The 24,478-nt window shown below is 55.6% G+C and carries 24 protein-coding genes; 17 read left to right on the top strand and 7 right to left on the bottom strand.

Annotation, left to right across the window (positions count from 1 at the left end; genetic code table 11):
- Positions 1 to 179: 179 nt before the first annotated feature.
- The 10 genes from CRO19_RS14550 to CRO19_RS14595 all read left to right on the top strand — a co-directional run bounded on the left by CRO19_RS14550 (position 180) and on the right by CRO19_RS14595 (position 10,109).
- A complete protein-coding gene (locus tag CRO19_RS14550) occupies positions 180 to 785 on the top strand; it encodes a DsrE family protein (protein WP_097096455.1) in 606 nt (201 codons plus the stop codon).
- Positions 786 to 808: 23 nt separating this feature from the next.
- Positions 809 to 1,417, top strand: a complete 609-nt coding sequence (locus CRO19_RS14555) for a DsrE family protein (RefSeq protein WP_097096456.1) — start codon at positions 809 to 811, stop codon at positions 1,415 to 1,417.
- 126 nt (positions 1,418 to 1,543) lie between these two features.
- Positions 1,544 to 2,563 carry a substrate-binding domain-containing protein gene (locus CRO19_RS14560; RefSeq protein WP_097096457.1) on the top strand — a complete coding sequence of 340 codons (1,020 nt, stop codon included), beginning with the start codon at positions 1,544 to 1,546 and terminating at the stop codon, positions 2,561 to 2,563.
- Positions 2,560 to 3,582, top strand: coding sequence for an ABC transporter substrate-binding protein (locus CRO19_RS14565; RefSeq protein ID WP_097096458.1), 1,023 nt, complete (start codon positions 2,560 to 2,562; stop codon positions 3,580 to 3,582). The genes CRO19_RS14560 and CRO19_RS14565 overlap by 4 nt, the downstream gene beginning before the upstream one ends.
- Positions 3,582 to 4,442 (top strand): ABC transporter permease, encoded by an 861-nt coding sequence (locus CRO19_RS14570; RefSeq protein ID WP_097096459.1) that lies wholly within the window; start codon positions 3,582 to 3,584, stop codon positions 4,440 to 4,442. Before CRO19_RS14565 ends, CRO19_RS14570 begins: the two co-directional genes overlap by 1 nt.
- Positions 4,439 to 5,251, top strand: coding sequence for an ABC transporter permease (locus CRO19_RS14575; protein WP_097096460.1), 813 nt, complete (start codon positions 4,439 to 4,441; stop codon positions 5,249 to 5,251). The genes CRO19_RS14570 and CRO19_RS14575 overlap by 4 nt, the downstream gene beginning before the upstream one ends.
- Positions 5,248 to 6,231, top strand: a complete 984-nt coding sequence (locus tag CRO19_RS14580; RefSeq protein ID WP_097096461.1) for an ABC transporter ATP-binding protein — start codon at positions 5,248 to 5,250, stop codon at positions 6,229 to 6,231. The genes CRO19_RS14575 and CRO19_RS14580 overlap by 4 nt, the downstream gene beginning before the upstream one ends.
- A 129-nt stretch (positions 6,232 to 6,360) precedes the next feature.
- The gene (locus CRO19_RS14585) at positions 6,361 to 7,179 is read left to right on the top strand and encodes a phosphodiesterase (protein ID WP_370659816.1); all 819 of its coding nucleotides are present in this window, start codon (positions 6,361 to 6,363) and stop codon (positions 7,177 to 7,179) included.
- Positions 7,180 to 7,344: 165 nt separating this feature from the next.
- Complete coding sequence (locus CRO19_RS14590) at positions 7,345 to 8,937, top strand: sensor domain-containing diguanylate cyclase (protein ID WP_097096463.1); 1,593 nt, start codon at positions 7,345 to 7,347, stop codon at positions 8,935 to 8,937.
- Between the two features lie 98 nt (positions 8,938 to 9,035).
- Positions 9,036 to 10,109, top strand: a complete 1,074-nt coding sequence (locus CRO19_RS14595; RefSeq protein WP_097096464.1) for an AI-2E family transporter — start codon at positions 9,036 to 9,038, stop codon at positions 10,107 to 10,109.
- A 34-nt stretch (positions 10,110 to 10,143) separates the two neighbouring features.
- On the opposite strand, the gene bcp is transcribed toward CRO19_RS14595, so the two are convergent.
- Together bcp and CRO19_RS14605 are read right to left on the bottom strand one after the other, a co-directional pair.
- Positions 10,144 to 10,611 (bottom strand): thioredoxin-dependent thiol peroxidase, encoded by a 468-nt coding sequence (gene bcp, locus CRO19_RS14600; protein WP_097096465.1) that lies wholly within the window; start codon positions 10,609 to 10,611, stop codon positions 10,144 to 10,146.
- Between the two features lie 142 nt (positions 10,612 to 10,753).
- Positions 10,754 to 11,320, bottom strand: coding sequence for a glycine cleavage system transcriptional repressor (locus tag CRO19_RS14605; protein ID WP_097097667.1), 567 nt, complete (start codon positions 11,318 to 11,320; stop codon positions 10,754 to 10,756).
- 143 nt (positions 11,321 to 11,463) lie between these two features.
- Here CRO19_RS14605 and dapA point away from each other — a divergent pair, with 143 nt between their 5' ends.
- From dapA to ypfH, 6 genes are all read left to right on the top strand, one after another.
- Entirely contained in the window at positions 11,464 to 12,342 is an 879-nt protein-coding gene (gene dapA / locus CRO19_RS14610; protein WP_097096466.1) for a 4-hydroxy-tetrahydrodipicolinate synthase, read from the top strand.
- Between the two features lie 14 nt (positions 12,343 to 12,356).
- A complete protein-coding gene (bamC, locus tag CRO19_RS14615; RefSeq protein ID WP_097096467.1) occupies positions 12,357 to 13,385 on the top strand; it encodes an outer membrane protein assembly factor BamC in 1,029 nt (342 codons plus the stop codon).
- Positions 13,386 to 13,569: 184 nt separating this feature from the next.
- Entirely contained in the window at positions 13,570 to 14,283 is a 714-nt protein-coding gene (gene purC / locus CRO19_RS14620; RefSeq protein ID WP_097097668.1) for a phosphoribosylaminoimidazolesuccinocarboxamide synthase, read from the top strand.
- A 165-nt stretch (positions 14,284 to 14,448) separates the two neighbouring features.
- Positions 14,449 to 15,318: a KPN_02809 family neutral zinc metallopeptidase gene (gene ypfJ, locus CRO19_RS14625; protein WP_097096468.1), complete on the top strand. Its 870-nt coding sequence runs from the start codon at positions 14,449 to 14,451 to the stop codon at positions 15,316 to 15,318.
- Positions 15,318 to 17,288, top strand: a complete 1,971-nt coding sequence (locus CRO19_RS14630; protein ID WP_097096469.1) for a tRNA(Met) cytidine acetyltransferase TmcA — start codon at positions 15,318 to 15,320, stop codon at positions 17,286 to 17,288. Before ypfJ ends, CRO19_RS14630 begins: the two co-directional genes overlap by 1 nt.
- 73 nt (positions 17,289 to 17,361) lie before the next feature.
- Positions 17,362 to 18,057, top strand: a complete 696-nt coding sequence (gene ypfH / locus CRO19_RS14635) for an esterase (protein ID WP_097096470.1) — start codon at positions 17,362 to 17,364, stop codon at positions 18,055 to 18,057.
- A 90-nt stretch (positions 18,058 to 18,147) separates the two neighbouring features.
- On the opposite strand, the gene CRO19_RS14640 is transcribed toward ypfH, so the two are convergent.
- The 3 genes from CRO19_RS14640 to CRO19_RS14650 are packed head-to-tail and all read right to left on the bottom strand — an operon-like array spanning position 18,148 to position 19,855.
- Positions 18,148 to 18,336, bottom strand: coding sequence for a YpfN family protein (locus CRO19_RS14640; RefSeq protein WP_097096471.1), 189 nt, complete (start codon positions 18,334 to 18,336; stop codon positions 18,148 to 18,150).
- A 21-nt stretch (positions 18,337 to 18,357) separates the two neighbouring features.
- Complete coding sequence (dapE, locus tag CRO19_RS14645) at positions 18,358 to 19,485, bottom strand: succinyl-diaminopimelate desuccinylase (protein ID WP_097096472.1); 1,128 nt, start codon at positions 19,483 to 19,485, stop codon at positions 18,358 to 18,360.
- Between the two features lies 1 nt (position 19,486).
- A complete protein-coding gene (locus tag CRO19_RS14650; protein WP_097096473.1) occupies positions 19,487 to 19,855 on the bottom strand; it encodes an ArsC family reductase in 369 nt (122 codons plus the stop codon).
- A gap of 404 nt (positions 19,856 to 20,259) precedes the next feature.
- Between CRO19_RS14650 and ypfM the strand changes: the two genes are divergently transcribed.
- Positions 20,260 to 20,319, top strand: coding sequence for a protein YpfM (gene ypfM / locus CRO19_RS26475; protein ID WP_137386901.1), 60 nt, complete (start codon positions 20,260 to 20,262; stop codon positions 20,317 to 20,319).
- A 194-nt stretch (positions 20,320 to 20,513) separates the two neighbouring features.
- Here ypfM and acrD read toward each other — a convergent pair whose 3' ends face one another.
- Together acrD and CRO19_RS14660 are read right to left on the bottom strand one after the other, a co-directional pair.
- Positions 20,514 to 23,630, bottom strand: coding sequence for a multidrug efflux RND transporter permease AcrD (gene acrD, locus CRO19_RS14655; RefSeq protein ID WP_097096474.1), 3,117 nt, complete (start codon positions 23,628 to 23,630; stop codon positions 20,514 to 20,516).
- A 195-nt stretch (positions 23,631 to 23,825) separates the two neighbouring features.
- The gene (locus CRO19_RS14660; protein WP_097096475.1) at positions 23,826 to 24,458 is read right to left on the bottom strand and encodes a response regulator; all 633 of its coding nucleotides are present in this window, start codon (positions 24,456 to 24,458) and stop codon (positions 23,826 to 23,828) included.
- Positions 24,459 to 24,478: the final 20 nt, after the last annotated feature.

Raw genomic sequence — 24,478 nt, forward strand, 5'->3', positions numbered from 1 at the left:
TCCCCGCCGTAACAATCGAAAGGCTTTTTCAATTAACCCTGCTAATTATTTTTCGCGCAATGAATATGCCGGACAACCCGTCAGTACAGGACTTTTGCCCGGCGTGCGCTGTGGTATAGATAAGGCACTTTATTCAAACGGACTGTGAATTGACGCGCAGTGCATGCCGGAGAATCTTTATGCGTTCTGTTGTTTCATATGCCCTGATTGCCATTGTGGGTGGTTTTGTGGGCGCCACCGTGAGTAAAGGTGATGACCTGTATCAGCGCGTGGTAAGTCATTTTTCCTCCGAACCGACCGATCCGGATGGTTTCTGGAGCACTCCCGCCGTCGATGGCTACGGCAAAATCCATTATGAAGCTGACGCGGCATTTAAGCCGGTTGTGGGCCTGAGCAACAAAGTGGTGTTTCAGATCACCAAAAGCGAAGGGGATATGAAGCGGCCAAATCTTGGACTGGAGCGCGTGGCGCGCGTGGTCAATCTCTATATCGCTTCAGGCGTACCAGCCGAGGATCTGCATTTTGTCGTTTCGGTAACCGGTGATGCCACACCCGCGATGCTGGATAACGCGCATTTTCAGCAGTTTTACAAAGCCGATAACCCGAACTTAGCGCTGATTGGCGCACTGAATAAGTTGGGTGTGAAGGTGTCGGTGTGCGATCAGTCCGTGGCGTTCCATCACTTCCCCAAAGCGTGGATCGATGCTTCCGTGATTCATGCTCTCTCCAGTCCGACCACCGTGTCGACGCTGGAAAATCAGGGTTATGCCCTTTTACAGATGTAAATTTCAGCTACAGGAGAAGTGAAATGCGTCCAGCATCCTATATTGTCATCGCCGCACTGGCAGGTTTTGTCGGCGGTAATGTGTTACAGCTTCCGGAATGGGTAGATAAAGTCAGCGGCAAGTTTGCGGACAAGAAAAGTGAACCCGCCGATTTCTGGAGCACACCTGCCATCGCGGGTTATGGCAAGATCCACTTTGTCAGCGTACCAGACTACAATCCCGCCGCCACGCCGGGTTTGAGCAATAAAGTTGTCTTCCAGATTAACCGTAGCGAAGGCGATATTCGTCAGCCCAACCTTGGGCTGGAGCGTGTGGCGCGCGTGACAAACCTCTATTACGCAGCGGGCGTACCGCTGGATCAGCTGAAGTTTGTGGTATCGATTAATAGCGATGCGGTGCCAGCGGCGCTGAATAACGACCAGTTCCGCAAAGCGTATGGCACCGATAACCCAAACCTTAAGCTGATTGATGAGCTTAAAAAGGCGGGCGTGAAAGTGACTATTTGCGATCAGTCGGTGGCTTTCCATCAGCTGGAACGTAACTGGATTGATACCCGCGTCACGCATACGTTGTCGAGTGGTACCACCGTCGCCTCGCTGCAAAACGAAGGTTACGCCTTCCTGATGTTGTAATTTCTGACTGACAGCAGTTGGCGCTGCTGTCATCTTCCCGTCATTTTTCCGCGATGTTGCTGTCACAGTTCGCCGCTAGTTTAAGCGCCAATGAGATCGATCTCATTGGTACTTTACGAGGCGAATATGTCCGATTTGATCAATGTGGCCAAACTGGCTGGCGTTTCTCGCGCCACCGCCGCACGCGCTTTTTCCGATCCTCATCTGTTGCGCACTGACACCCTGCAGAAGGTGTTGATGGCATCCGAGCAGCTCGGCTTTCGCCCCAATCATATTGCCCGCCAGCTGCGTACCCAGAACTCCACCACGCTCGGCGTGCTGCTGCCGTCGCTGCTCAATCCCATCTTCGCCCGCCAGCTGCAGGCGATGGAGCGCCAGGCACGCGTGGCCGGTTATGGCTTGCTGGTGGCGACCAGCGATTATCAGCCCGAGCGTGAAGCGGCCATTGTTGAACACATGCTGCGCCAGCGCGTCGCCGGTTTGGTTCTGACCGTGGCCGATGCCGACCACAGCGCGGTGCTGCAAACCTTACAGCAGGCGGAAATGCCGTTTGTGCTGACGCATAACGTGCCTCAGGAGAGTCATTGGCCAGCGATTTGCGTCGATAACCGTCAGGCGATGCAGGAAGCCACCGACCATCTGCTGGCGCTTGGGCATCGCCACATCGGCATGGTGGCGGGGCCAATGCTGCAATCGGACCGCGCGCGTCTGCGCTATCAAGGCTATGGCGATGCGATGCAGCGGGCGGGATTGCTTTCGCTGCCGGTGATCGAAATGGCCAGCCACACGCAATCTGATTTCGCGCGGTTGCAGCCTCAGCTGCAAGGCGATACGCCGCTCAGCGCCGTAATTTGTACCAATGATTTGCTCGCCATCAGCCTGATTGGTGCCGCGGCACGCGCTGGCGTGCGCATTCCAAAGCAGCTGTCGGTAATGGGCTTTGATGGCATTGATATTGGCGAGCACATGGCGCCCTCGCTGGCGAGTGTCACACAGCCAGTCGATCTGCTTGGCGCTGGCGCTATCGACATGTTGTTACAACAGGCCAGCCGCGGTACGCGCGTGCTGCCACATCAAATACGGCTCGGCGCCAGCATCGCCGCCCCCGCTTTATCTTTGATCGCTAACTCCAGGGAACCATCATGACGCTGCATAAAAAAGTAAAAATCGTTGCCGGTGCGCTTGTAATCAGTGCCGGTTCGCTGTTCAGCATGACCTCTCACGCCGCCGATACCGCGATTTGCTACAACTGTCCGCCCGAATGGGCTGACTGGGGAACCCAGCTTAAAGCTATCGCCAAAGACACCGGTATTCAGGTGCCGCAGGACAACAAAAACTCCGGTCAGGCGCTGGCGCAGATGGTGGCGGAGAAAGGTAATCCGGTGGCAGATGTGGTTTATTACGGCGTCAGTTTTGGCATCCAGGCCGACAGCGCCGGCGTTATCACCGGTTACCAGCCCGCCCATTGGGACGAGATCCCAGCCGGCATGAAAGATCCGGACGGCAAATGGGTGGCGCTGCACTCTGGCACCATGGGCTTTATGGTTAACGTTGATGCCCTTGGCGGCGCACCGGTACCGCAATCCTGGGACGACCTGCTGAAGCCAGAATATAAAGGCATGATCGGCTACCTCGATCCGGCCAGCGCCTTTGTGGGCTATGTGGCGGCGGTGGCGGTGAATCAGGCGAAGGGCGGCAACATGCAGGACTTCACGCCTGCGCTCAACTGGTTCAAAAAATTGCAGGCCAACCAGCCGATCGTACCGAAGCAGACTGCCTATGCGCGCCTGATTTCCGGTGAGATCCCCATCCTGCTCGATTACGACTTCAACGCCTATCGCGCCAAATATAAAGATCACGCCAACGTGGCCTTTGTTATTCCCAAAGAGGGCACGGTGACGGTGCCGTACGTCATCAGCCTGGTGAAGAACGCACCGCACCCAGCCAACGGCAAAAAAGTGATCGACTACGTGCTGTCGGATAAAGGTCAGGCAATTTGGGCCAATGCCTTCCTGCGTCCGGTGCGTCCTTCAGCGATGTCGGCCGACGCGAAGAAATTCTTCCTGCCAGATAGCGATTATGCACGTGCGCAAACCGTGGACTACCAGCAGATGGCGGATGCGCAGAAAGCCTTCTCGGCAAAATACCTGAGTGAGATTCGTTAATGTCGATGTCTGACACCCTGGCGACCACGCGTCGCCAGATTCGCACACAGCCGGGCAGCCGCTGGCTGTGGCTGACGCTGCCCGCGCTGTTATTCTTCTGCGCCTTCTGGCTGTTGCCGTTTGCCCGGTTGCTGCAAATGGGGATGCAAGAAGACCGCAGCACCCAACACAGCGGTTACTGGACGGTACTCAGCCAGCCGCATTACCTGGTGAGTTTGCTAAACACGGTACTGCTGTCGCTGGCGGTGACGCTGGTGACGTTAATGATTGCCGCCATCGTTGGCTGCTTCCTCGCGCGCCAGCGTTTTGCTGGACGCGGTATCTTGCTGGCACTGCTGACGTTTCCGCTGGCGTTTCCCGGCGTGGTGGTGGGCTTTCTGGTGGTGATGCTCGCTGGACGTCAGGGATTGCTGGCGCAAATTAGCCTGCACCTGGTGCATGAACGCTGGACGCTGGCCTATTCGCTGGCCGGTCTGTTTATCGGCTATCTCTATTTCTCGCTGCCGCGCGCCATCGTCACGCTGGTGGCAGCCAGTGAAAAACTCGATCGCTCGCTGGAAGAGGCGGCACGTTCGCTCGGTGCCAGCCAGTGGCGTATCACCTGGGATGTGATTGTTCCCGGCCTGCAGCCCGCGCTGCTCTCGACCGGCGCACTCTGTTTCGCCACCAGCATGGGCGCGTTTGGCACGGCTTTTACTCTCGGCACCGATTTGGCGGTGCTGCCGCTCACTATCTACGGCGAATTCACCAACTATGCCAACTTTGCGACGGCTGCCGCGCTATCGGTGGTGATGGGCGGATTCGCCTGGCTGGCGCTGATGCTGGCGCGTCGTCTGGCGCAGGCTAAGGGGGTGCAATGAGACGTCGCGGCATGTTTAGTCTGCAACTGCTAATCACCACCTTTACCGCGCTGTTTATGATCGTGCCGGTGGTGCTGTCGATGCTGGCAGGCGTGACCAATAACTATTTTATCGGCCTGCGCAGCGGCCTGACGCTGAAGTGGGTTGAGCAGGTGTGGCAAATGTACGCTGATACCTTCTGGCTCTCGCTGCTCATCGCGCTGTTCTGCCTGCTGGTGACCTTAGTGATTGGCGTGCCGGCGGCGTGGGGCTTGCTGAAAGCGCCGGGACGCTGGGCGGCACGCATTGAAGCGTGTTTGATGCTGCCGGTGGCGCTGCCGGGGTTGGCCACTGCGCTGGGTATTATTCTGCTCTACGGCCAGTTTTCCGGCCTGCGTGATAGCTGGCTGTTCATCCTGATTGGTCACGTGCTGTTCACCTTGCCGTTTATGATGCGGCCGGTATTGGCAGTCATGCAGGCGGTGGATATGCCGCGGCTGGAGGAGGCCTCGGCCAGTCTTGGCGCCACGCTGTGGCAGCGCTTCTTTACCGTGGTGGTGCCGAACTGCCGCAACGGTATTCTCGCCGGGGCTTTTATGGTGATTACGCTCTCAGTGGGCGAATTCAACATTACCTGGATGCTGCACACGCCGCTGACCAAAACCTTGCCGGTTGGCCTTGCCGACAGCTACGCCTCGATGCGGCTGGAAGTAGGATCTGCCTACACGTTAATTTTTATTCTGATGATTCTGCCGCTGCTGCTGATGCTCAATGCCGTGAATCACTGGCTTAACCGCGCGGTCTCGCGCCAACACAAGGAGGCGGCATGAATCCTTTGGCCGTTACCGTAACGCTGCGCCGCTGCGCGCGTCATTTTCACCACCATCAGGCTCTGCAACCGCTCGATCTCACCGTCCATCCCGGCGAAACGCTGGTGCTGCTGGGGCCTTCCGGCTGTGGCAAAACCACCACGCTGCGCATTATCAGCGGACTGGAGAGCTGCGATGCAGGGGGGGAAGTGTGGTTTGACGATCGTAACGTCACCGCCTTGCCGATTGAAAAACGCAACGTCGGCATGGTGTTCCAGAACTACGCCTTGTTTCCAAATCTGAATGTGGCGGAGAACGTGGCATATGGGCTGAAAGTGCAAGGCGTGGCGCGCGCCGAACGGGAAGCGCGCGTGCAGGAGATGCTTGAACTGGTGGATCTCAGCGCGCTTGCACAGCGCAGTATCGACAAACTTTCCGGCGGGCAAAAGCAGCGTGTGGCGCTGGCGCGTGCGTTAGCCGCACGACCCAAAGTGCTGCTGTTTGATGAGCCGCTGGCAGCGCTGGATGCGCGCCTGCGCGATCGTCTGCGGCTGGAAATTGGCGCACTGTTGAAGAAACTGGCGATCACCGCCGTTTACGTCACTCACGATCAGCAGGAGGCGATGGCGCTCGGCGATCGTATTGCGGTGATGGAGCGGGGCCGTTTGGTGCAAATCGATACGCCGCAGAATATCTACCAGCAGCCGGCTTCGAAGTTTGTCGCCGATTTCGTTGGGGCAATTAACTGCGTGGATGTGGATGCGCGCGGCAATCCGCTGCGTTTCTGCCGTCCTGAAGATGTGCTGCTGGCCAGCGACAATCGCTATAGGCGACAGGGATTTATCCTGGCCAGTACCTTTTTAGGTGCCTCGCAGCGGTTAATGATCGACATTGGGCTGGCGACACCGATTCAGGTGGATCGCCACGCGCGTGAAGCCTGGCATGCCGGACAGCCGGTGAGCTGGATGCTGGCGCAGGACGCCGCGCTGCAATTTGCTTGACAGGTTTTCAGCTGCCCGGTGCGCATAAATGCGCATCCCACCGTGAACGGATGCGGTTTTGTAGGGGCGCCATTAATGGCGACCAACAGGCGCTTACATATCCAGAGGAAAAGAGTTGTGTCTGAAGCCATGACGCTGATCGCGCAAATCAGCGATTTACACATTAAGGCGAACGGTCGCCTGTCGTACAAAAAAGTGGATACCCAGGCCGCGCTGCTACGCGTGATTGAGACACTGAATCGCCTGGCGCAGCGCCCTGATATGGTGGTGATTACCGGTGATTTGGTCGATTTTGGCACGGCGGAAGAGTATCAAACCCTGCGTCTGGCGCTGGGGCAGCTGCGGCTGCCGTATCGGTTGATGCCCGGCAATCACGACGATCGCCAGGCCCTGCGGGCGGCGTTTCCCGATCATCACTATCTGCAACGCGGTGAAACGCTGAACTGGCAAGGGCAAGTAAAAGGCGTGAAGCTGCTGGCGCTGGATTCCAGCGTGCCGCAGCAGCCGTGGGGCTATGTCGATGAAACGCAGCTGCAGTGGCTGGATGAGCAGCTGCAGCGTGCGCCGCAGCTGCCGACGCTGGTGCTGTTGCATCATCCGCCCTTTGCCTGTGGTATTGAGCATATGGATAAACAGCCGCTGCGCAATCCCGATGCACTGGCGGCGATTATCCAACGCCATCCACAGGTGGAGCGCGTGCTCAGCGGCCATTTGCATCGTTCGGTACAGGCGCGTTTTGCCGGGACGCTGGCGTGCGTTGCGCCTGGCGTATCGCATCAGGTGGCATTTGATCTCGCGGAAAATGGCCCGGCAAACTTTGTGCTGGAGCCGCCCGGATTCTTGTTACATCGCTGGCATGCAACGCAGGGCATGAGTACGCATCTGTGTGCCATTGGGGATTATCCGGGACCATGGCCGTTTTACGATGCGAATGGCCTGATTGATTAGTTCCAGCCTAGAGAAAGAATTGCGTGGGTCTGCCAGGATGCGTCGTGCTCAATCTGGCTTGTCGGTGTACAATTGTCCGTTCCTTCACCAGGACAAAGTATTCCAACAATAACAAGACTGTCAGGCACTCGAATTTATGAATCTACTCATTAGAGCGGGGGCGTTATGTTAGCGCGTCTCCGGCCAAAAACAGACCTGCGAACCCTGATCGCGCTCTTAGCGATTACCAGCATCGTGATCACGCTGGCCAACACCTTGTACGCCACCTGGCGCGTGCAGCGTATGGTCCTAATCGAAAGTACTTTGGAAGCCAATCGCGCTTACGCCGCTAAACTGGCAGCCACGACCGAAGTCTTCTTTCAGCTGGCTCAGTCGCAGCTGCACTACAGCGCGACACAGTTGGGCAATGATTTTGATAATGCCGATCTGGCGCAGCAGGAAGTGAACCGCCTGCGTGAGCAAACCAACAGCTTTAACTCGGTTGCGGTAGTGGACAGTAATGGGATTGTGAAAGCGATTTCGCCGGAATCACTGATGCTGAAAGGCATGCAATTGACCAGCCAGTCATCGCGTGAAGCGCTGGCAAAGCGTCAGCCGATGGTAAGTAAGCCCAGCATCTCCGCCGCCAATAACCTGATTGTCTTTGTCTCCTGGCCGATCATCAGCAAAGACGGCCGCTATCGAGGCTATGTTGGTGGCACCATTTATCTGAAAAAGAAAAGCATTCTGAACGCGCTGCTCGGCGAGCAGTACTATCGCGATGGCACCCATGTTTACGTGTTGGACCGCAATAATCAGGTGCTCTATCACCAGAATAGCCAGCTGATTGGCAAAAGTGTGCCTGGCATCATTAGCGATCGCCAGCGTCAGGATCACACCAACGGGGAAGTGCAGCTGACCGAAGGGGATGTGCCCAAACTTGCCGGCTACGCCATCGTCCCCACGACCGGTTGGATGGTGGTGGCATTGAAGCCGACCCATGTTACGCTGGCGCCGCTCTCGGGTTTGTTATTGAAAGTATTGAAAAACTCGGTGCCGTTTGCCCTGCTGACCCTGTTGGTGGCGGTGATTCTGGCGCGATTGATTGCGCTGCCGCTTTGGCAATTGGCGCGGAAAGCCAGCCAAATGGATTCACAGGGCGTATCGAGCGAGATTCGTGGCATTCGCGCCTGGTATTTTGAAGCGGCGCAGGTGAAACGCGCACTGCTCACCGGCATTGGCTTAGTACAGGACAAGATTGGCCGGCTGAAATCCGAAGTGCAAACCGATCCCATGACCAATCTGCTTAATCGGCGTGGCCTGAGCGCGGTGCTCGACTACTTCGCCACCATGCGCCAGCCTTTTTCGGTGCTGGCGCTGGATATCGATCACTTCAAGCGGGTTAACGATACCTTTGGCCATGATGTCGGTGATGAGGTCATCAAGCATGTCGCGCGAACTCTGCGTAACAGTGCCCGTCAAACCGATGTGGTGTGTCGCAACGGCGGGGAGGAATTCCTGATGCTGCTGCCGGCCACATCAGTGGAGGATGCACGTATACTGGCCGAACGTGTGCGCAGCAGTATCGCGGAAAACTGGATTGACCCTGTGGGCAATGTCACGCTGTCGGTGGGCATTGCCGATTGGCAGCCTGATGAGGGAACGCAGGAGCAGAGCCTGAAGCAGGCCGATGCCGCGCTTTATCAAGCAAAAAACGCCGGACGAAACTGCGTGATGATCTCCGGTCAGGATGCGTTGGTCAGTAGCATTACCCATTAACCCTCCCTTTCATGCACATTGTGCAGCGGCGCAATTTATTGCGTGATCTATCGCGCCGCTACAGAATGTGCGCTCTTCTGTTTTCAAGGATGTTTTGCATGCTCGTTCTGCTTTATCAATGGTACAAACGCCGCTTCAGCGATCCGCAAGCTATTGGCCTGTTAGTGATTCTGCTGGCGGCGTTTTGTATTTTGTTCTTCTTCAGCGGCTTGCTGGCACCGCTGCTGGTGGCATTAGTACTGGCATATCTGCTTGAGTGGCCAACGGTACGTTTACAGCGGGTAGGCTGTAGCCGCACCTGGGCAACCAGCGTGGTGTTAGTGATGTTTGCGGGCATTTTGTTGGTCATGGTGTTAATTGTCGCCCCCGTGGCCTGGCAGCAGGGTATTAATCTCACGCGTGATTTACCTAATATGCTGAATAAACTCTACGTATTTGCTGCCGGCTTGCCGAAGCGCTATCCGGCGCTGGTTGATGCCGGCATCATTGATATCATCGTTGAAAACCTGCGCAGCCGTTTAACGGGGCTGGGCGATTCGCTGGTGAAGTATTCGCTGGCGTCGCTGGTGGGATTGATGACGCTGATGATCTATCTGGTGCTGGTACCGCTAATGGTGTTCTTCCTGCTGAAAGATAAAGAGCAGATGCTGAACGCGGTGCGTCGCGTGCTGCCGCGCAATCGCGGTCTGGCGGGCGTGGTATGGCAAGAGATGAACCAGCAAATCACCAACTACATCCGCGGCAAAGTTCTGGAAATGGTGGCGGTGGGGTTTGTCACCTGGCTGGCCTTCCTGATGCTGGGACTCAACTATTCCCTGTTGCTGGCGGTGCTGGTAGGCGTTTCGGTGTTGATTCCTTATATCGGCGCGATGGTCGTCACCCTTCCCGTGATCGGCGTCGGCTTGTTCCAGTGGGGATTAGGCAGCGATTTCTGGACGATGATCGCCATCTATCTGGTGATTCAGGCGCTGGATGGCAATATTCTGGTGCCGATTCTGTTCTCTGAAGCGGTTAATTTGCATCCGCTGGTGATCATTCTGTCCGTGGTGATTTTTGGCGGTATGTGGGGATTCTGGGGCGTGTTCTTTGCGATTCCGTTGGCAACGCTGGTGAAGGCCGTGGTGCGTGCGTGGCCTGAAACGCCGGCGCTGGACGCGCCACACGCGGAGTGACAGAAAACGGGTGCGATAGTCGCACCCGTTTTCTTTAGGCTGATTTCAAATAATCCAGCACGATATCGTGGTGGTTAGCGGTTTTGAAATCGTCGAACACTTTCTCGACCTTACCTTCGCCATCGATCAGGAAGCTGATGCGGTGAATGCCGTCATAGGTTTTACCCATAAAGGTTTTCTCACCCCACACGCCAAACTGCTCGCACACCTGATGATCTTCATCGGATAGCAGCGTGAAATTCAGCATCTCTTTATCGGCAAAGCGCGACAGTTTCTCGGCTTTATCGGTGCTGATGCCCAGTACCGTGACACCCTCCGTTTTCAACTCATCCATGTTGTCGCGCAGACCGCAGGCCTGCACGGTGCAACCCGGCGTCATGGCTTTCGGATAGAAATAGACCAGAACACGCTGTCCCTGGAAGTCGGCCAAATTTACTTGTTCGCCGTCCTGATCGGGCAAGCTAAATTTCGGTGCAGTATCACCGGCTTTCAGTGGATTCATCACAACTCTCCATTTTTTCGACATGCTGTGGGTAATACACCATCAAGAGCGAAAGTGCCAGATGGGGTTTACCGTCAGGGTTATTTCACTACACGGTTTGCGTATAACGGCAGAGTGTGTGGCGAAATAACCCGGAGCCTGATTAAACGCTGCTGTCTGCATCGTCGGTGACACTATAAAGACGAATTGAGCCTTGTGCATGCAGTTCTTCACACAGCTGATTAAACGCCTGCTCAATTGGCGCGCTGACGGGATTTGCCGGGCTGTGCGCCGTCATCTGAATATAGAGCGTAGGCGCCACGTCGTCCTGTGCCGGTTTAATCCGCGAAACCAGTTCGGCGATATTCATCTGGTGTTTATCGAACAAATCGGTGAAACGCTCAATAATATGCGGTGAATCGGGCACTTCAACCTGCACCCAAACTGTTGCCGGCATCGGTGGCGTGGCGCGCGCATTGGTGCGCTTCATCACAATCAGCAGCTCCAGTTCGGCACCTTTCATCGGCAGCGTTGATTCAATCAGGGTTATCGCATTCCAGCTACCGGATAACAGCATAATAAAGGTGAACTCATCACCCAGCATTGCCAGGCGGCTGTCTTCAATATTACAGCCGCAGCTGCTGACGTGGCGGGTGATGGTATTGACGATACCTGGACGATCAACGCCCAACGCGGTGATCACCAGATGGTGAGGCTGTGACTGCGGCAAAATGGCATTTCCTGTACGTTCGCTAATAACCATAAGGTAAACATAAAAAAAACTGCTGACAAGGGCAGGAATGGCGTGGCTCACTTGCTTTTCTTTCAATGTAAAACGTAACATGAGGCACTTGTTTGTCGAGGGGATAGCCCATGTTCACCGGAAGTATTGTTGCGCTCATTACGCCAATGAATGAAAAAGGTAATGTCTGCCGCGAAAGTCTAAAAAAACTGATTGATTATCATGTTGCCAGCGGCACCGCGGCGATTGTTTCTGTTGGCACTACCGGCGAATCTGCCACGCTGAGCCATGAAGAGCATGGTGATGTTGTTATGCAAACGCTGGAACTGGCGGATGGCCGTATTCCGGTTATCGCAGGCACCGGCGCTAATGCCACAGCCGAAGGCATCTCTCTGACAAAACGCTTTACCGGCAGCGGTGTGGTGGGCTGTTTGACAGTAACGCCTTACTACAACCGTCCCACTCAGGAAGGGCTGTTCCAGCACTTTAAAGCCATTGCCGAAAGTACCGATCTGCCGCAGATGCTGTATAACGTTCCTTCGCGTACCGGTTGCGACATGCTGCCGGAAACCGTCGCGCGTTTAGCCGAAATAAAAAATATTATCGGAATCAAAGAGGCCACCGGGAACTTATCACGTATCTCACAGATCCAAGAGCTGGTTAATGATGAGTTCATCATCGTCAGTGGCGATGACGCCACGGCGCTGGACTCAATGCAACTGGGCGGCAAAGGCGTAATTTCAGTCACGGCTAACATTGCAGCGCGTGAAATGGTAGAACTCTGTGCCTTGGCGCAACAGGGCAAATTCGCCGAAGCGCGTCGCCTGAATCAGCGTCTGATGCATCTGCACCAGACGCTTTTCTGTGAACCCAATCCAATCCCGGTGAAATGGGCAGCAAAACAGCTAGGATTAATCGCGGATGACACGCTGCGCTTGCCAATGACGCCTCTGACCGATGCCGGTCAGGCAAAAACGGCTCAAGCGCTGATTAAAGCGGGTCTGCGATAATTTAGGGAGAATCAATGAGTTATTCAGTTAAGCGCTCGACGCTGGCAACGGTTGTGGGCCTTTCCACCCTGATGCTGCTAACAGCGTGTTCCAACGATCAGCGTTATAAGCGCCAGGTCAGTGGTGATGAATCTTACCTGCAGGCGCCGGAACTGCATGATTTAAAAGCCCCGGCGGGCATGATTCTGCCGCTGCAGAATGGTGATTATGATGTTCCGCATAGCGTGGCAAAAGGCGCGGTAGGTAAAGAGCTCGATATTCGTCCGCCTGCCCAGCCGCTGGCGCTGCTGAACGGTACACGTGCGCAGTTCACCGGTAACACCGGCGTGCTGGCCATCGAAAGCAGCCGGGGTTCTATCTGGTCACAGGTTGTTGGCGTTATTCAGTCTTACAAATTCCCGATTGCCCAGCGTGATGATGCTTCACAGCAGCTGACCACCGATTGGGTGCAGTGGAACCGTGCAGACGAAGATAACCAGTATCGCGGTCGCTACCAGATCAGCGTACAGAATCAAAGCTACCAGCAAGTGCTGACGGTACGTCTGCTTGAGCTGCAGCAGTCAGGACAGGCCGTAACGTCTCCGGCGCAAATCCAACGCTATACCGGCCAGATGTTGAACGACATCAGCACCGGCCTGGATAAAGTGGATTCTGCCAGCCAGGATGCGGCCGCAAACCGCGCGACCGGACAGATTGACGTCCAGAGCGGTGCGGATGACACCGGTTTACCGCTGCTGATTCTGCGTGCACCGTTTAACGTCACCTGGCAGCGTTTGCCAGCAGCGCTAAAACGCGTGGGGATGGAAGTCACTGACGACAACCGTTCGCAAGGTAGCCTGAAAGTCACCTACAAGCAGCCGGGCAGCGGCGTGTGGGATGAAATTGGCGCCAAAGATCCGGAATTACCGAACGGCGATTACAAATTGCAAGTTGGCGATCTGGATAACCGCAGCAGTCTGCAGTTCATCGATCCAAAAGGTCATGTGCTAACCCAGACGCAGAACGATGCGCTGGTGCAAGTGATTCAAGGCGCGTTGAAATAAATTGCCAAAGGGCCGGAGATTCTCCGGCCTTTTTGTTTTGGAATTGTCATTCGTTTGCCGCCTTCCTGCATCTCGAATTATTTTGTGTATAATAGCGCCCGGCGAAGTAAACGATTGCGTCACGCAGTCGGCGCGCGGTGAAGCACCGCTGAACACGGGTTCTTTCATGTTTGGAGTTAACAAGATGCAAAAGCGAGCTGAGTTGTATCGCGGTAAAGCGAAAACCGTATACAGCACCGATAATCCGGATCTGCTGGTACTTGAATTCCGCAACGATACGTCAGCAGGAGACGGTGCACGAATCGAGCAGTTTGATCGCAAAGGAATGGTCAATAACAAGTTTAACCATTTCATCATGACCAAATTGCAGGAAGCGGGCATTCCTACCCAGATGGAAGCGCTGCTGTCAGATAACGAAGCGCTGGTGAAAAAGCTAGAGATGGTGCCGGTCGAGTGCGTGGTACGCAACCGTGCGGCAGGATCGCTGGTAAAACGTCTGGGCGTGGAGGAGGGCATTGTGCTCAATCCACCGCTGTTTGATCTCTTCCTGAAAGATGACGCTAAACACGACCCGATGGTCAACGAATCCTATTGCGAAACCTTCGGCTGGGTCAGCAAAGCCAACCTGGCGCGAATGCAAGAGCTGACCTTTAAAGCCAACGATGTGCTGAGCAAGCTGTTTGATGACGCGGGCTTAATCCTGGTCGACTTCAAGCTGGAATTTGGCCTGTTCAACGGCGAAGTGGTGCTCGGCGATGAGTTCTCGCCAGACGGCGCGCGTCTGTGGGATAAAAACACCCTGGACAAAATGGATAAAGACCGTTTCCGCCAGAGCCTCGGTGGGCTGGTTGAAGCCTACGAAGAAGTCGCCCAGCGTTTGGGTGTGAAGCTGGATTAAGTCCATCCATCAAGCTTGTAAGGTCGTCATTTATGACGACCTTTTTTATGTCCGCAATACAGGTCGTCATTAATGACGACCCTACGGTGTTATGTGACTACAACACTGGTGCTTCCCGCTGACGCCAACTAAAATCATGCCAAACATGTTTAAAGGAGTTAGACCATGCGCTGGCAAGGGCGTCGTGAGAGCGACAACGTAGAAGATCGACGCAATGACTCACCCGGCTTTGGCAGCGGCGGTGGGCGGCAAATCCGCATTCCACGCGGCAAAGGCGGCCTGATTTTACTGGTGGTAGTCGCCGTGGCGGGCTATTACGGTTACGATCTTACCGCGTTGCTGGAAGGCGGTGGCAGTGTCGCACCCACATCGCAGCAGCGTCAGGTGAACTCGGCGCAAAGTAATGAAGATGCCAAATTCACCTCGGTAATTCTGGCGACGACTGAGGATACCTGGAGCAAGCTGTTCCAGCAGATGAATAAACAGTACGTGCCGCCGAAGCTGGTGATGTACCGCGGTGCGACGCGTACTAATTGTGGTACCGGCCAATCGGCGATGGGACCGTTTTACTGTCCAGCCGACCAAACCGTCTATATCGACTTGTCGTTTTACGATGATATGAAAACCAAACTGGGTGCCGGCGGCGATTTTGCTCAGGGCTATGTCATTGCTCATGAAGTCGGCCATCACGTACAAAAACTGTTGGGCATTGAGCCTAAAGTTCGCCAGATGCAGCAGGGCGCGAGCCAGGTGCAGGCAAATCAGCTGTCGGTGAAAATGGAGTTGCAGGCTGACTGCTTCGCCGGCGTCTGGGGCCATTACATGCAGCAGCAGAACATCTTAGAAGTGGGCGATTTGCAGGAAGCGCTGAATGCCGCTGAAGCGATTGGCGACGATCGCCTGCAGCAGAAAGGGCAGGGCCGCGTGGTGCCGGATAGCTTCACTCATGGCACCTCGCAGCAGCGTTACACCTGGCTGAAGCGCGGTTTCGATAGTGGCGATCCGGGCCAGTGCAACACCTTCGCTAGCAACTGATGTCTTTAGTTGACGTGACGGCGGCAATGCAGCGTGCGGGCATTCGTCGCCTGGGCGCGATCGGCGGCGATGCCGATTGGGTATGGCAGCAAGCCGCCCGCTGGCGCGCAGAGCTACCCGGTGACTGGCTCACGCTCAGCGACAGCCATGAGTTTCCAGACGCCGTTGCGCCCACCGCACTGCGTACTTTGTTAGGGCGTGAATTCCAGCATGCAATCTTTGATGCGCGTGACGGTTTCCATGCCGAAGCCTTTGCGGCGCTGGCGGGCACCTTGCGTGCGGGCAGCTGGCTGTTGCTGCTGACGCCCGCGTGGGAAAGCTGGCCGAATCAACCTGATGCTGACAGCCTGCGCTGGGCTGATGTCGCAGAGCCCATCGCCACACCGCATTTCATCCAGCATCTGCAATCGCTTATGCTGCGCGATCCGCAGGTGATGTTACTGCGTCAACATCAGGCCGTGCGCCAGGCCGCCGGGATAGATTGGCCGGCGTGGCGCTGTCAGGCACCGCAGCAGCAGGCACAGATGCTGCAACAGCTCTCAGCAATGCCCAAAGGCGTTGCGGTGATTACCGCCGCGCGCGGTCGTGGTAAATCAGCGCTAGCCGGCATGCTGGCGCAGCACAATCAGCACGCCTTAGTTACCGCGCCAGCCAAAGTTTCAACCGACGTGCTAGCTGCGTTTGCCGGTGAGCATTTCCGTTTTATGGCGCCGGATGCCATCCTCGCACTGGAATCGCCTCCACTGGCGCAATGGCTGATTGTTGATGAAGCGGCCGCGATCCCTGCGCCACTGTTGCAGCAGCTGGTGCAACGCTTTCCACGCGTACTGCTCACCACCACCGTGCAAGGTTATGAAGGCACCGGGCGCGGTTTTATGCTGCGTTTCTGCGCCACGTTGCCCGATGTGCGCTACTTCCAGCTCGACGAGCCGTTGCGCTGGTCGCCCAACGATCCGCTGGAGCAGTGGCTCAGCCAGGCGCTGCTGTTTGAAGATGCGCAGGAAAACCGCGTAAACGCTGAAATCGCGATTTATCCAGCCACGCCACAACACAATTTACCGGCGCTGGAGGCGGGTTATCGCCTGCTTGCCAGCGCGCACTATCGTACTTCACCGCTGGATTTGCGTCGGATGCTGGATGCGCCCGGCATGCGCTTTTGGTTAGCCGGCGAAGCTGAACACATCACCGGCGCGCTGTGGCTGGTGGAGGAGGGCGGTTTAGCGCAGCCGCTTGCCGATGCAGTATGGGCGGGTTACCGTCGGCCGCGCGGTAATCTGGTGGCACAGTCGCTAGCGGCACATGCCGGGTTCGCTGCGGCAGCAACATTGCGCTCACTGCGTATTAGCCGAATTGCGGTCCAGGCGGCCAAGCGCCAGCGCGGAATCGGCAAAACCCTGGTGGCTACCGCACGGCAGCAGGCACAGGATTATGACTACCTTTCCGTGAGCTTTGGCTACACTGAGGCGCTGTGGCAGTTCTGGCGCGCCTGTGGTTTTACGCTGGTACGTATTGGTTCGCAGCGCGAAGCCAGCAGCGGTTGTTATGCCGCCATGGCGATGTTGGCGATCACGCCGGCGGGAAGTGCCTTACAGCAGCAGGCTGCACAGCGGCTCGCCCGTGATTGGCCGTGGCTACAAGATCTTATCGATCTGCCGTTGGTGATTGCTAGCGATGCCAATCAGCAACTGAATGAGGATGATGAGTGGCTGCTGGCAGGGTTTGCCTGGGCACTGCGACCGTTTGAAGCCAGCTATGCCGCGCTGCAGCGTTTAGTACGCCACTCTCCTTCACCGCTATTGAATGCCATCCTGCTGCAAAAACAAACGCTACACGATGTCGCGCAATATGTCGGTCTTAACGGGCGTAAAGCATTGATGCATAAGCTGCGCGGCGAGGTTGCGCAGGTGCTGATCCAACACGATGCACAAGCCGCAGATCGCTGGCAGCAGCGGCTCCGCTCGTTGCAATAAATCCATTATCTCGTTCAAATTTTCCCGATATCTCTGTGCGAGCAGCGGCGTATAGTGATTGCAGGAGGATCTTATGGCACTACGATATGTAATTGTTCAGCAGCCGAGCAGTGCAGCACAGCTGTTTCTGCTGTATCACGGCGTAAACGATAACCCTGATTCGATGGCGCAGATTGGCAGCTGGTTCGCCAAAGCGTTTCCGCAGGCGCTGGTGGTTTCCGTTGGTGCGCCCTATGCCGGCAGTGCGCCGCAGGGTCGGCAATGGTTTGTCGAAATTCCGCCGCACGATCGTTCGGAGCAGCAGGGCGTGGATGCGATAATGCCTGAATTCATTGCCTCGGTGCGTCACTGGCAGCAGGAGAGCGGCGTTCGTGCTGAAGCCACTGCGCTGGTGGGATTTTCGCAAGGTGGAATGATGGTGCTGGAAGGCATAAAAGCGCAGCCGGATCTGGCAGGGCGAGCCATTGTGTTTAGTGGACGCTACGCCACGCTGCCGCAGCGTGCAACCACGCGCAACACCATCCATTTGATTCATGGCGATGAAGACGATCAGATTCCGCTACAGCATGCGGAGGCGGCAAAGCAGCGGCTCATTTTATTAGGCGGCGATGTGACGTTGGATATTGTTGAAGACTTGCCACACGCGATTGACGACCGCAGCATGGAACTGGCGCTCAATCACCTGCGCTATACCGTGCCGCGTCGTTACTTCGATGAAGCGTTGAGCGGCGCTAAGCCTGGCGATGATGATGTGGTGATGATGATCTAGCCGCGCAACGTAGGGGGTGCATTAATGCACCCCGGGAATCGGTCGCCATAAATGGCGACCCTACATTTTCAGAATGGCTTTTAACTGTGGTTATTTCTTTTTCGGCCAGTCGTCCTCATCATCCCATTTATCGTTAAAATCACGATGCGGCGGCAAATCCGGTTTGTTTTCCATGAATTTTTTATGGTCGATACGTTTTAGGTCTTTGTAAACGTTCATCAAAATACCGACCATTAGCAGGATCACCAAGATCCACCAGTACTCTTTAAAGAATTCCATCCCTTATCTCCTTCTGCGCGCTTAGGCGATCAGCTGTTCCATGATGCGCTGGTACATACGGCTCAACATCTGCAAATCTGACGCCTTCACGCACTCATTAATCTTATGAATGGTGGCATTCACCGGGCCCAGTTCTACCACTTGCGCTCCCATGCGGGCGATGAAGCGCCCATCGGAGGTGCCGCCGGTGGTGAGCAACTGCGGCTTAATCTCATTATAGTGCGTGACAGCATTCACTACGGCATCAACCAGCTTACCGCGTGAAGTCAGGAACGGCTGACCGGAAACATTCCACTCCAGCGTATAGCGTAACTGGTGACGATCCAGCAACGCTGCCACGCGATCTTTAATCATTTGATCGGTGAGCTGCGTACTGAAGCGGAAGTTAAACTGCACAAAGCATTCACCGGGGATCACGTTATTGCTGCCGGTACCCGCCTGTACATTGGCAATTTGCATGCTGGTGGGCGGGAAGAATTCGTTACCTTCATCCCACACCGTCGCCACCAACTCATTCAACGCGGGCATGGCGCGATGTACCGGATTATCCGCCAGATGCGGATACGCCACATGGCCCTGCACGCCGTGAAGGGTTAGATTTGCCGTCATGGATCCGCGACGACCGTTTTTCACCACGTCGCCAACAATCTCGGTGCTTGACGGCTCGCCGACCAGGCAGTAATCCATGCGTTCGTTGCGCGCCATTAAACGCTCAACCACTTTTACCGTACCGTTAACCGCGTTGGCTTCTTCATCCGAGGTAATCAGGAAAGCCAGACGCCCTTTATGCTGAGGATGAGCGGCGACAAAGCGTTCTGCTGCCACCACCATCGCCGCCAGCGAGCCCTTCATGTCAGCTGCACCGCGGCCAAACAGCATGCCGTCGCGGATGCTGGGTTCGAACGGTGGGCTGATCCAGCGATTGGCATCGCCTGGCGGCACCACATCGGTATGACCCGCAAATGCCAGCGTTTCGCCCTGACCGCGCGTTGCCCAAAAGTTTAGCGTATCGCCAATGTGCATCGGCTCAACGCGAAAGCCGATAGCCTCCAGACGCGCAATCAGCAACGCCTGGCAACCGGCATCATCCGGGCTGAGAGAGGGGCGACGGATAAGCTGCTGAGCCAGCTCAATGACCGGACAAAACATGTTATGACTTCTCCTGGATAAACGCGTGGTAAAGGGAATCGTTGAAGCCGACCAGCAGATCGCCCTGCGGCGACGCCAATACCGGGCGCTTGATGATGGCCGGCTGGGCGAGCATCACGGCTTTGGCGCTGTCTGCATCGTTAACGGCCGCGCGCTCGGCTTCTGGCAGCTTACGCCAGGTGGTGCCCCGCGTGTTGAGTAGCGCTTCATAACCTAACTGATCAATAAAAGATTGCAGCAGCGCATCATCAAGGCCATCAACGCGATAATCATGAAAACGATAGTCGATGCCGGATGATGCTAAAGAGTTGCGTGCTTTTTTTATCGTGTCGCAATTTTTAATTCCGTACATCACCCACTGCGCTGTCATCGCTTATTCCCATTTTGATAAAAATAAAGCGCGAGTTTACCACAGCGCTCTAAGTGCCGTGAGCGTTGACGGCGGCTGTATGCTTTATTGCTGGATTTTTCATGACAATTTTACGGTGATAAATTTTATTACTTAGATCCAGTAAGCGCTTTCATTCACGCCTTCAATAATCACCTGCAGCATCATCAGGCCACTAAGGATTATCTTAAGCGTGAATGTATGCTACTCAATGCAAAACTCACTTTTTCCTAGCAGCATTAGCGGGTTGCTGAAATGTGCGTCAGTACACAATTTCAGAAAATTGCAGCTTTTGTTTACTTTTGCCGATAGTGATAACAGGTGGAAGCGTATTCACCTGTAGAAAAAATCGGCGTAGAATCGCCACTACAATAAGAGAGGGTTTTATGGTCGACACTGAAATGGGAAACTGGAAAGAATTTATCGAAGCGATGTTACGTAAGTAACGCGTGAAGAGAAAAGCAGGGCACTTCCCAACTTGCTGTAATTCTTACCACACACAACAATAAAGCCGCCATGTATGCAATGGCGGCTTTTTTATTGCGTCGTCACGGGCCTTTAAAACGGTCGCCATAAATGGCGACCCTACGGTTGGGGTATGCACGAACGTAGGGGCGTCATTTATGACGACCTAATAAACCTAATCGTGCGGCTTCTCTTTCAGCGGGAATCTTCGGCGGACCACCACGAAGAACAGCGGCACGAAGAAGATAGCCAATACGGTGGCCGAGATCATCCCCCCCATTACACCGGTACCCACCGCGTGCTGGCTGCCGGAGCCTGCGCCGCTGCTGATCGCCATCGGCAATACGCCAAAGATAAACGCCAGCGAAGTCATCAAAATCGGGCGCAGACGTTGACGTGAGGCTTCCAGCGTCGATTCCAGCAGTTCCCGGCCTTTACTGTTGATCTCATTGGCAAATTCTACAATCAGAATGGCATTCTTTGCCGAAAGGCCGATAACGGTGAGCAATCCCACCTGGAAATAAACGTCGTTCTCCAGTCCGCGCAGCCATGTCGCCACCAGTGCGCCCACGACGCCGAGCGGCACCACCAGCATCACCGAGAAAGGAATCGACCAGCTCTCATATAAGGCCGCCAGACACAGGAACACCACCAGCAGCGAAATGGCATAGAGCGCCGGCGCCTGCGAGCCGGACAAGCGTTCCTGATAGGATGCGCCAGTCCACTGGAAGCCTACGCCCAGCGGTAACTGCCCGACCAGTTTTTCCATGACGTCCATCGCCGTGCCGCTGCTGACGCCGTTTGCCGCCTCGCCAACAATCTCCAGTGAAGAATATCCGTTGTAACGTTCCAGACGCGGCGAACCGGTTTCCCAATGGCTGGTGGCGAAGGCCGAGAAGGGCACCATGCCGCCGCTGTTGTTGCGCACATACCACTTATTCACATCTTCCGGCAGCATACGGAACTCTGCCGCGGCCTGTACATAAACCTTCTTAACGCGTCCGCGATCGAGGAAGTCATTAACGTAGGTTGAACCCCACGCGGTGGTTAAGGTGTCGTTGATGGTATCCAGCGATACGCCGAGCGCCTGCGCTTTACGCTGATCGACATCGATCTGTAACTGTGGACTGTCATCAAGGCCGTTGTGACGCACGCGCGACAGCGACGGATTGCTGTCCGCCAGCTCCAGCAATTTATCGCGCATCGCCATTAGCTGGGTATGCCCGATGCCGCCGTGATCCTGCAATTCCATGTCGAAGCCCGATGAGCTACCCATGCCGGTAATTGCTGGCGGACTGCTGGCAATCACGCGCGCTTCTTTAATCTTGTGGAAAGCTTTCGTTGCCCGTTCGATGATCGCGAAAGAGGTGCGATCGCTGCCTGGACGTGCTTCCCAATCTTTCAACCGCACAAACAGGCGCGCTACGTTCTGTCCGTTGCCGCCAGGACCGGCACCGATGGTTGAGAACACCGAGAGCACGTTATCTTTCTCGCTGGTCATGTAGTAATTTTCGACTTTTGCCACCACGTCTGAGGTTTGCTCCAGAGTGGCACCGGCGGGTAATTGCACCTGCGTCAGAAACACGCCGCGGTCTTCCAGCGGCAGGAAGGAGGTTGGCAGGCGAATAAACAGAAACGCCATCACGCCGATAATGGCGAGATAGAGCAACAGCCAGCGCCCGCCTTTCAGTAGAATTTTTGCCACGCCGCGCTCATAGCGCTCCGCGCTGGCGTTGAATGTACGGTTGAACCAGCCGAAGAAGCCGCTGCGGCCATGATGATGGCCCTGCGCCAGCGGTTTCAGCAGCGTCGAACAAAGCGCGGGCGTGAGAATCATCGCCACCAATACCGACAGCACCATTGCCGAAACAATGGTGATTGAGAATTGACGATAGATCGCGCCCACCGTGCCGCCAAAGAACGCCATCGGTACAAATACCGCCGACAGCACCAGCGCAATGCCCACCAGCGCACCCTGAATCTGTCCCATCGATTTGCGCGTCGCCGCGCGCGGTGAAAGGCCTTCTTCGCTCATGATGCGCTCAACGTTTTCCACCACCACGATGGCATCATCCACCAGCAAGCCGATGGCGAGTACCATGGCGAACATGGTGAGCGTATTGATGCTGTAGCCAAAGGCGTAGAGCACCGCAAAGGTGCCAAGCAGCACCACCGGCACCGCAATGGTAGGAATCAGCGTGGCGCGGAAATTTTGCAGGAACAGATACATCACCAGGAACACCAGCAGGATGGCTTCCAGCAGGGTTTTTACCACGTCCGTAATTGAGGCTTTAACGAACGGCGTGGTTTCATAGGCGACTTTAGCTTCCAGCCCGTGCGGGAAGTAGTGTGAAAGCTCCGCGATGCGCGCGCGGACCAGCTTGTCGGTGTTCATCTCGTTGGCGCCAGAGGCCAGCTTTATACCGAGCCCGGAAGCCGCCTGGCCATTGTAGCGGCTAAGGAAGTCATATTTCTCCGCGCCCATCGCCACGTTCGCCACGTCGCCCAGCGTTACCACTGAGCCATCGCTGTTGGTTTTCAGCGTCACCGCTTTGAACTGCTCGGGCGTTTGCAGCATCGATTGCGCATTTACCGTGGCGTTAAGCGCCTGCTTGTCCACCGACGGCAACCCGCCCACCTGGCCCACCGCTACCTGAGTGTTCTGTGATTCAATGGCGCTGACCACGTCTTCAGTCGTCAGCGCATAGGCAATCAGCTTGTTAGGATCGAGCCAGATACGCATCGCATATTGCGAACCGTAGGCATCCACCTGGCCCACACCGTCAATGCGGCTCAGCGGATCCTGAATGTTACTGGCGACATAATCTGAAATATCCTGCTTGTCCATACTGCCGTCGGTCGAGACAAAGGCAATCATCAGGATGTTGCTATCACCGGTTTTATTTACCGTCACGCCCTGTGATTGTACCGCCGCGGGTAGTTTGCGCAGCGCACTTTGCAGCTGGTTCTGGACCTGCTGACGCGCTTCGTCGGGATTGGTACCGGCCGTAAAGGTGAGAGTGATTTGAGCCTGGCCGGTATTGCTGCTGTTCGAGGACATGTACATCAGGTTATCGATACCGGTCATGTTCTGTTCGATAACCTGCGTGACGGTATTTTCCAGCGTCTCCGCCGATGCCCCGGGATAGTTCGCGGTGATACGCACGTTAGGCGGCGCGAGATCGGGATACTGCTCAATCGGCAGCGAGATGATCGCTAGCGTGCCGCACAGGCAGAGCAAAATAGACAGAACCCAGGCAAAAATGGGGCGGTCGATAAAAAAATTCGACATGGAACCGACACTCCTCAGCTGCGTATTTTTTACTTTTATTATGTTGAGCGCGAAGCAAGGATGGCTTCACGCTGGCGGAGTGCAAAGTGCTCTCTCAGAAAACTCCTGCTGCTGCTACTCTACGCGGCACAAATTAGAGAATCGTGGATAAATTAAGGAGAAAGTGTAAATGTGGTCGCGGCTTTCTGTGCGCTGCTACACATTACGGCTCTCCAGCCACAATACCGTGGCGGCCACGCGCGAGCGCACGTCCAGCTTGCGCAGCAGATTGCGAATATGCACTTTTACCGTCTCTTCGGAGATATGCAGGGTTGTTGCGATCTCTTTGTTCGACAAGCCGCGCGCCACTTCCTGCAGCACATCCAGCTCGCGTTCGGTGAGCTGCTTAAACGGATTCGAGGTTGGCTGGCGCGTGGTGAGGTAGTCGGCGACCGTTTCGCTAAATACATTCTCACCTTTGGCTCCCCGCATGATCTGCGCCAGTAACAGCTCAGGTTCACTGTCTTTCAGCAGATAACCGTCGGCGCCGGCATCCACCATGGCGTAAATATCATTGCGCGCATCGGAAACCGTTAATATCAAAATGCGTGCGGCAATGCCTTCGTTACGCAGGGCTTTCAGCGTATCCAGCCCGGACATGCCTTTCATATTGAGGTCCAGCAGGATGACATCGGGTGATAGCCGACGCGCTTCTGCCAGCGCTTCGGTGCCATTATTCGCCTCGGCCACCACTTCCAGGCGTGGCTCCAGCGCCAGAAGCTGGCGGATACCGCGGCGCATCAGCGGATGATCGTCAACGATCATAATTGTCAGGGAAGGGTTGGCCATAATGTCTCCAGTATCAAATT

This window comes from Candidatus Pantoea floridensis (assembly GCF_900215435.1).
Classification (GTDB): domain Bacteria; phylum Pseudomonadota; class Gammaproteobacteria; order Enterobacterales; family Enterobacteriaceae; genus Pantoea; species Pantoea floridensis.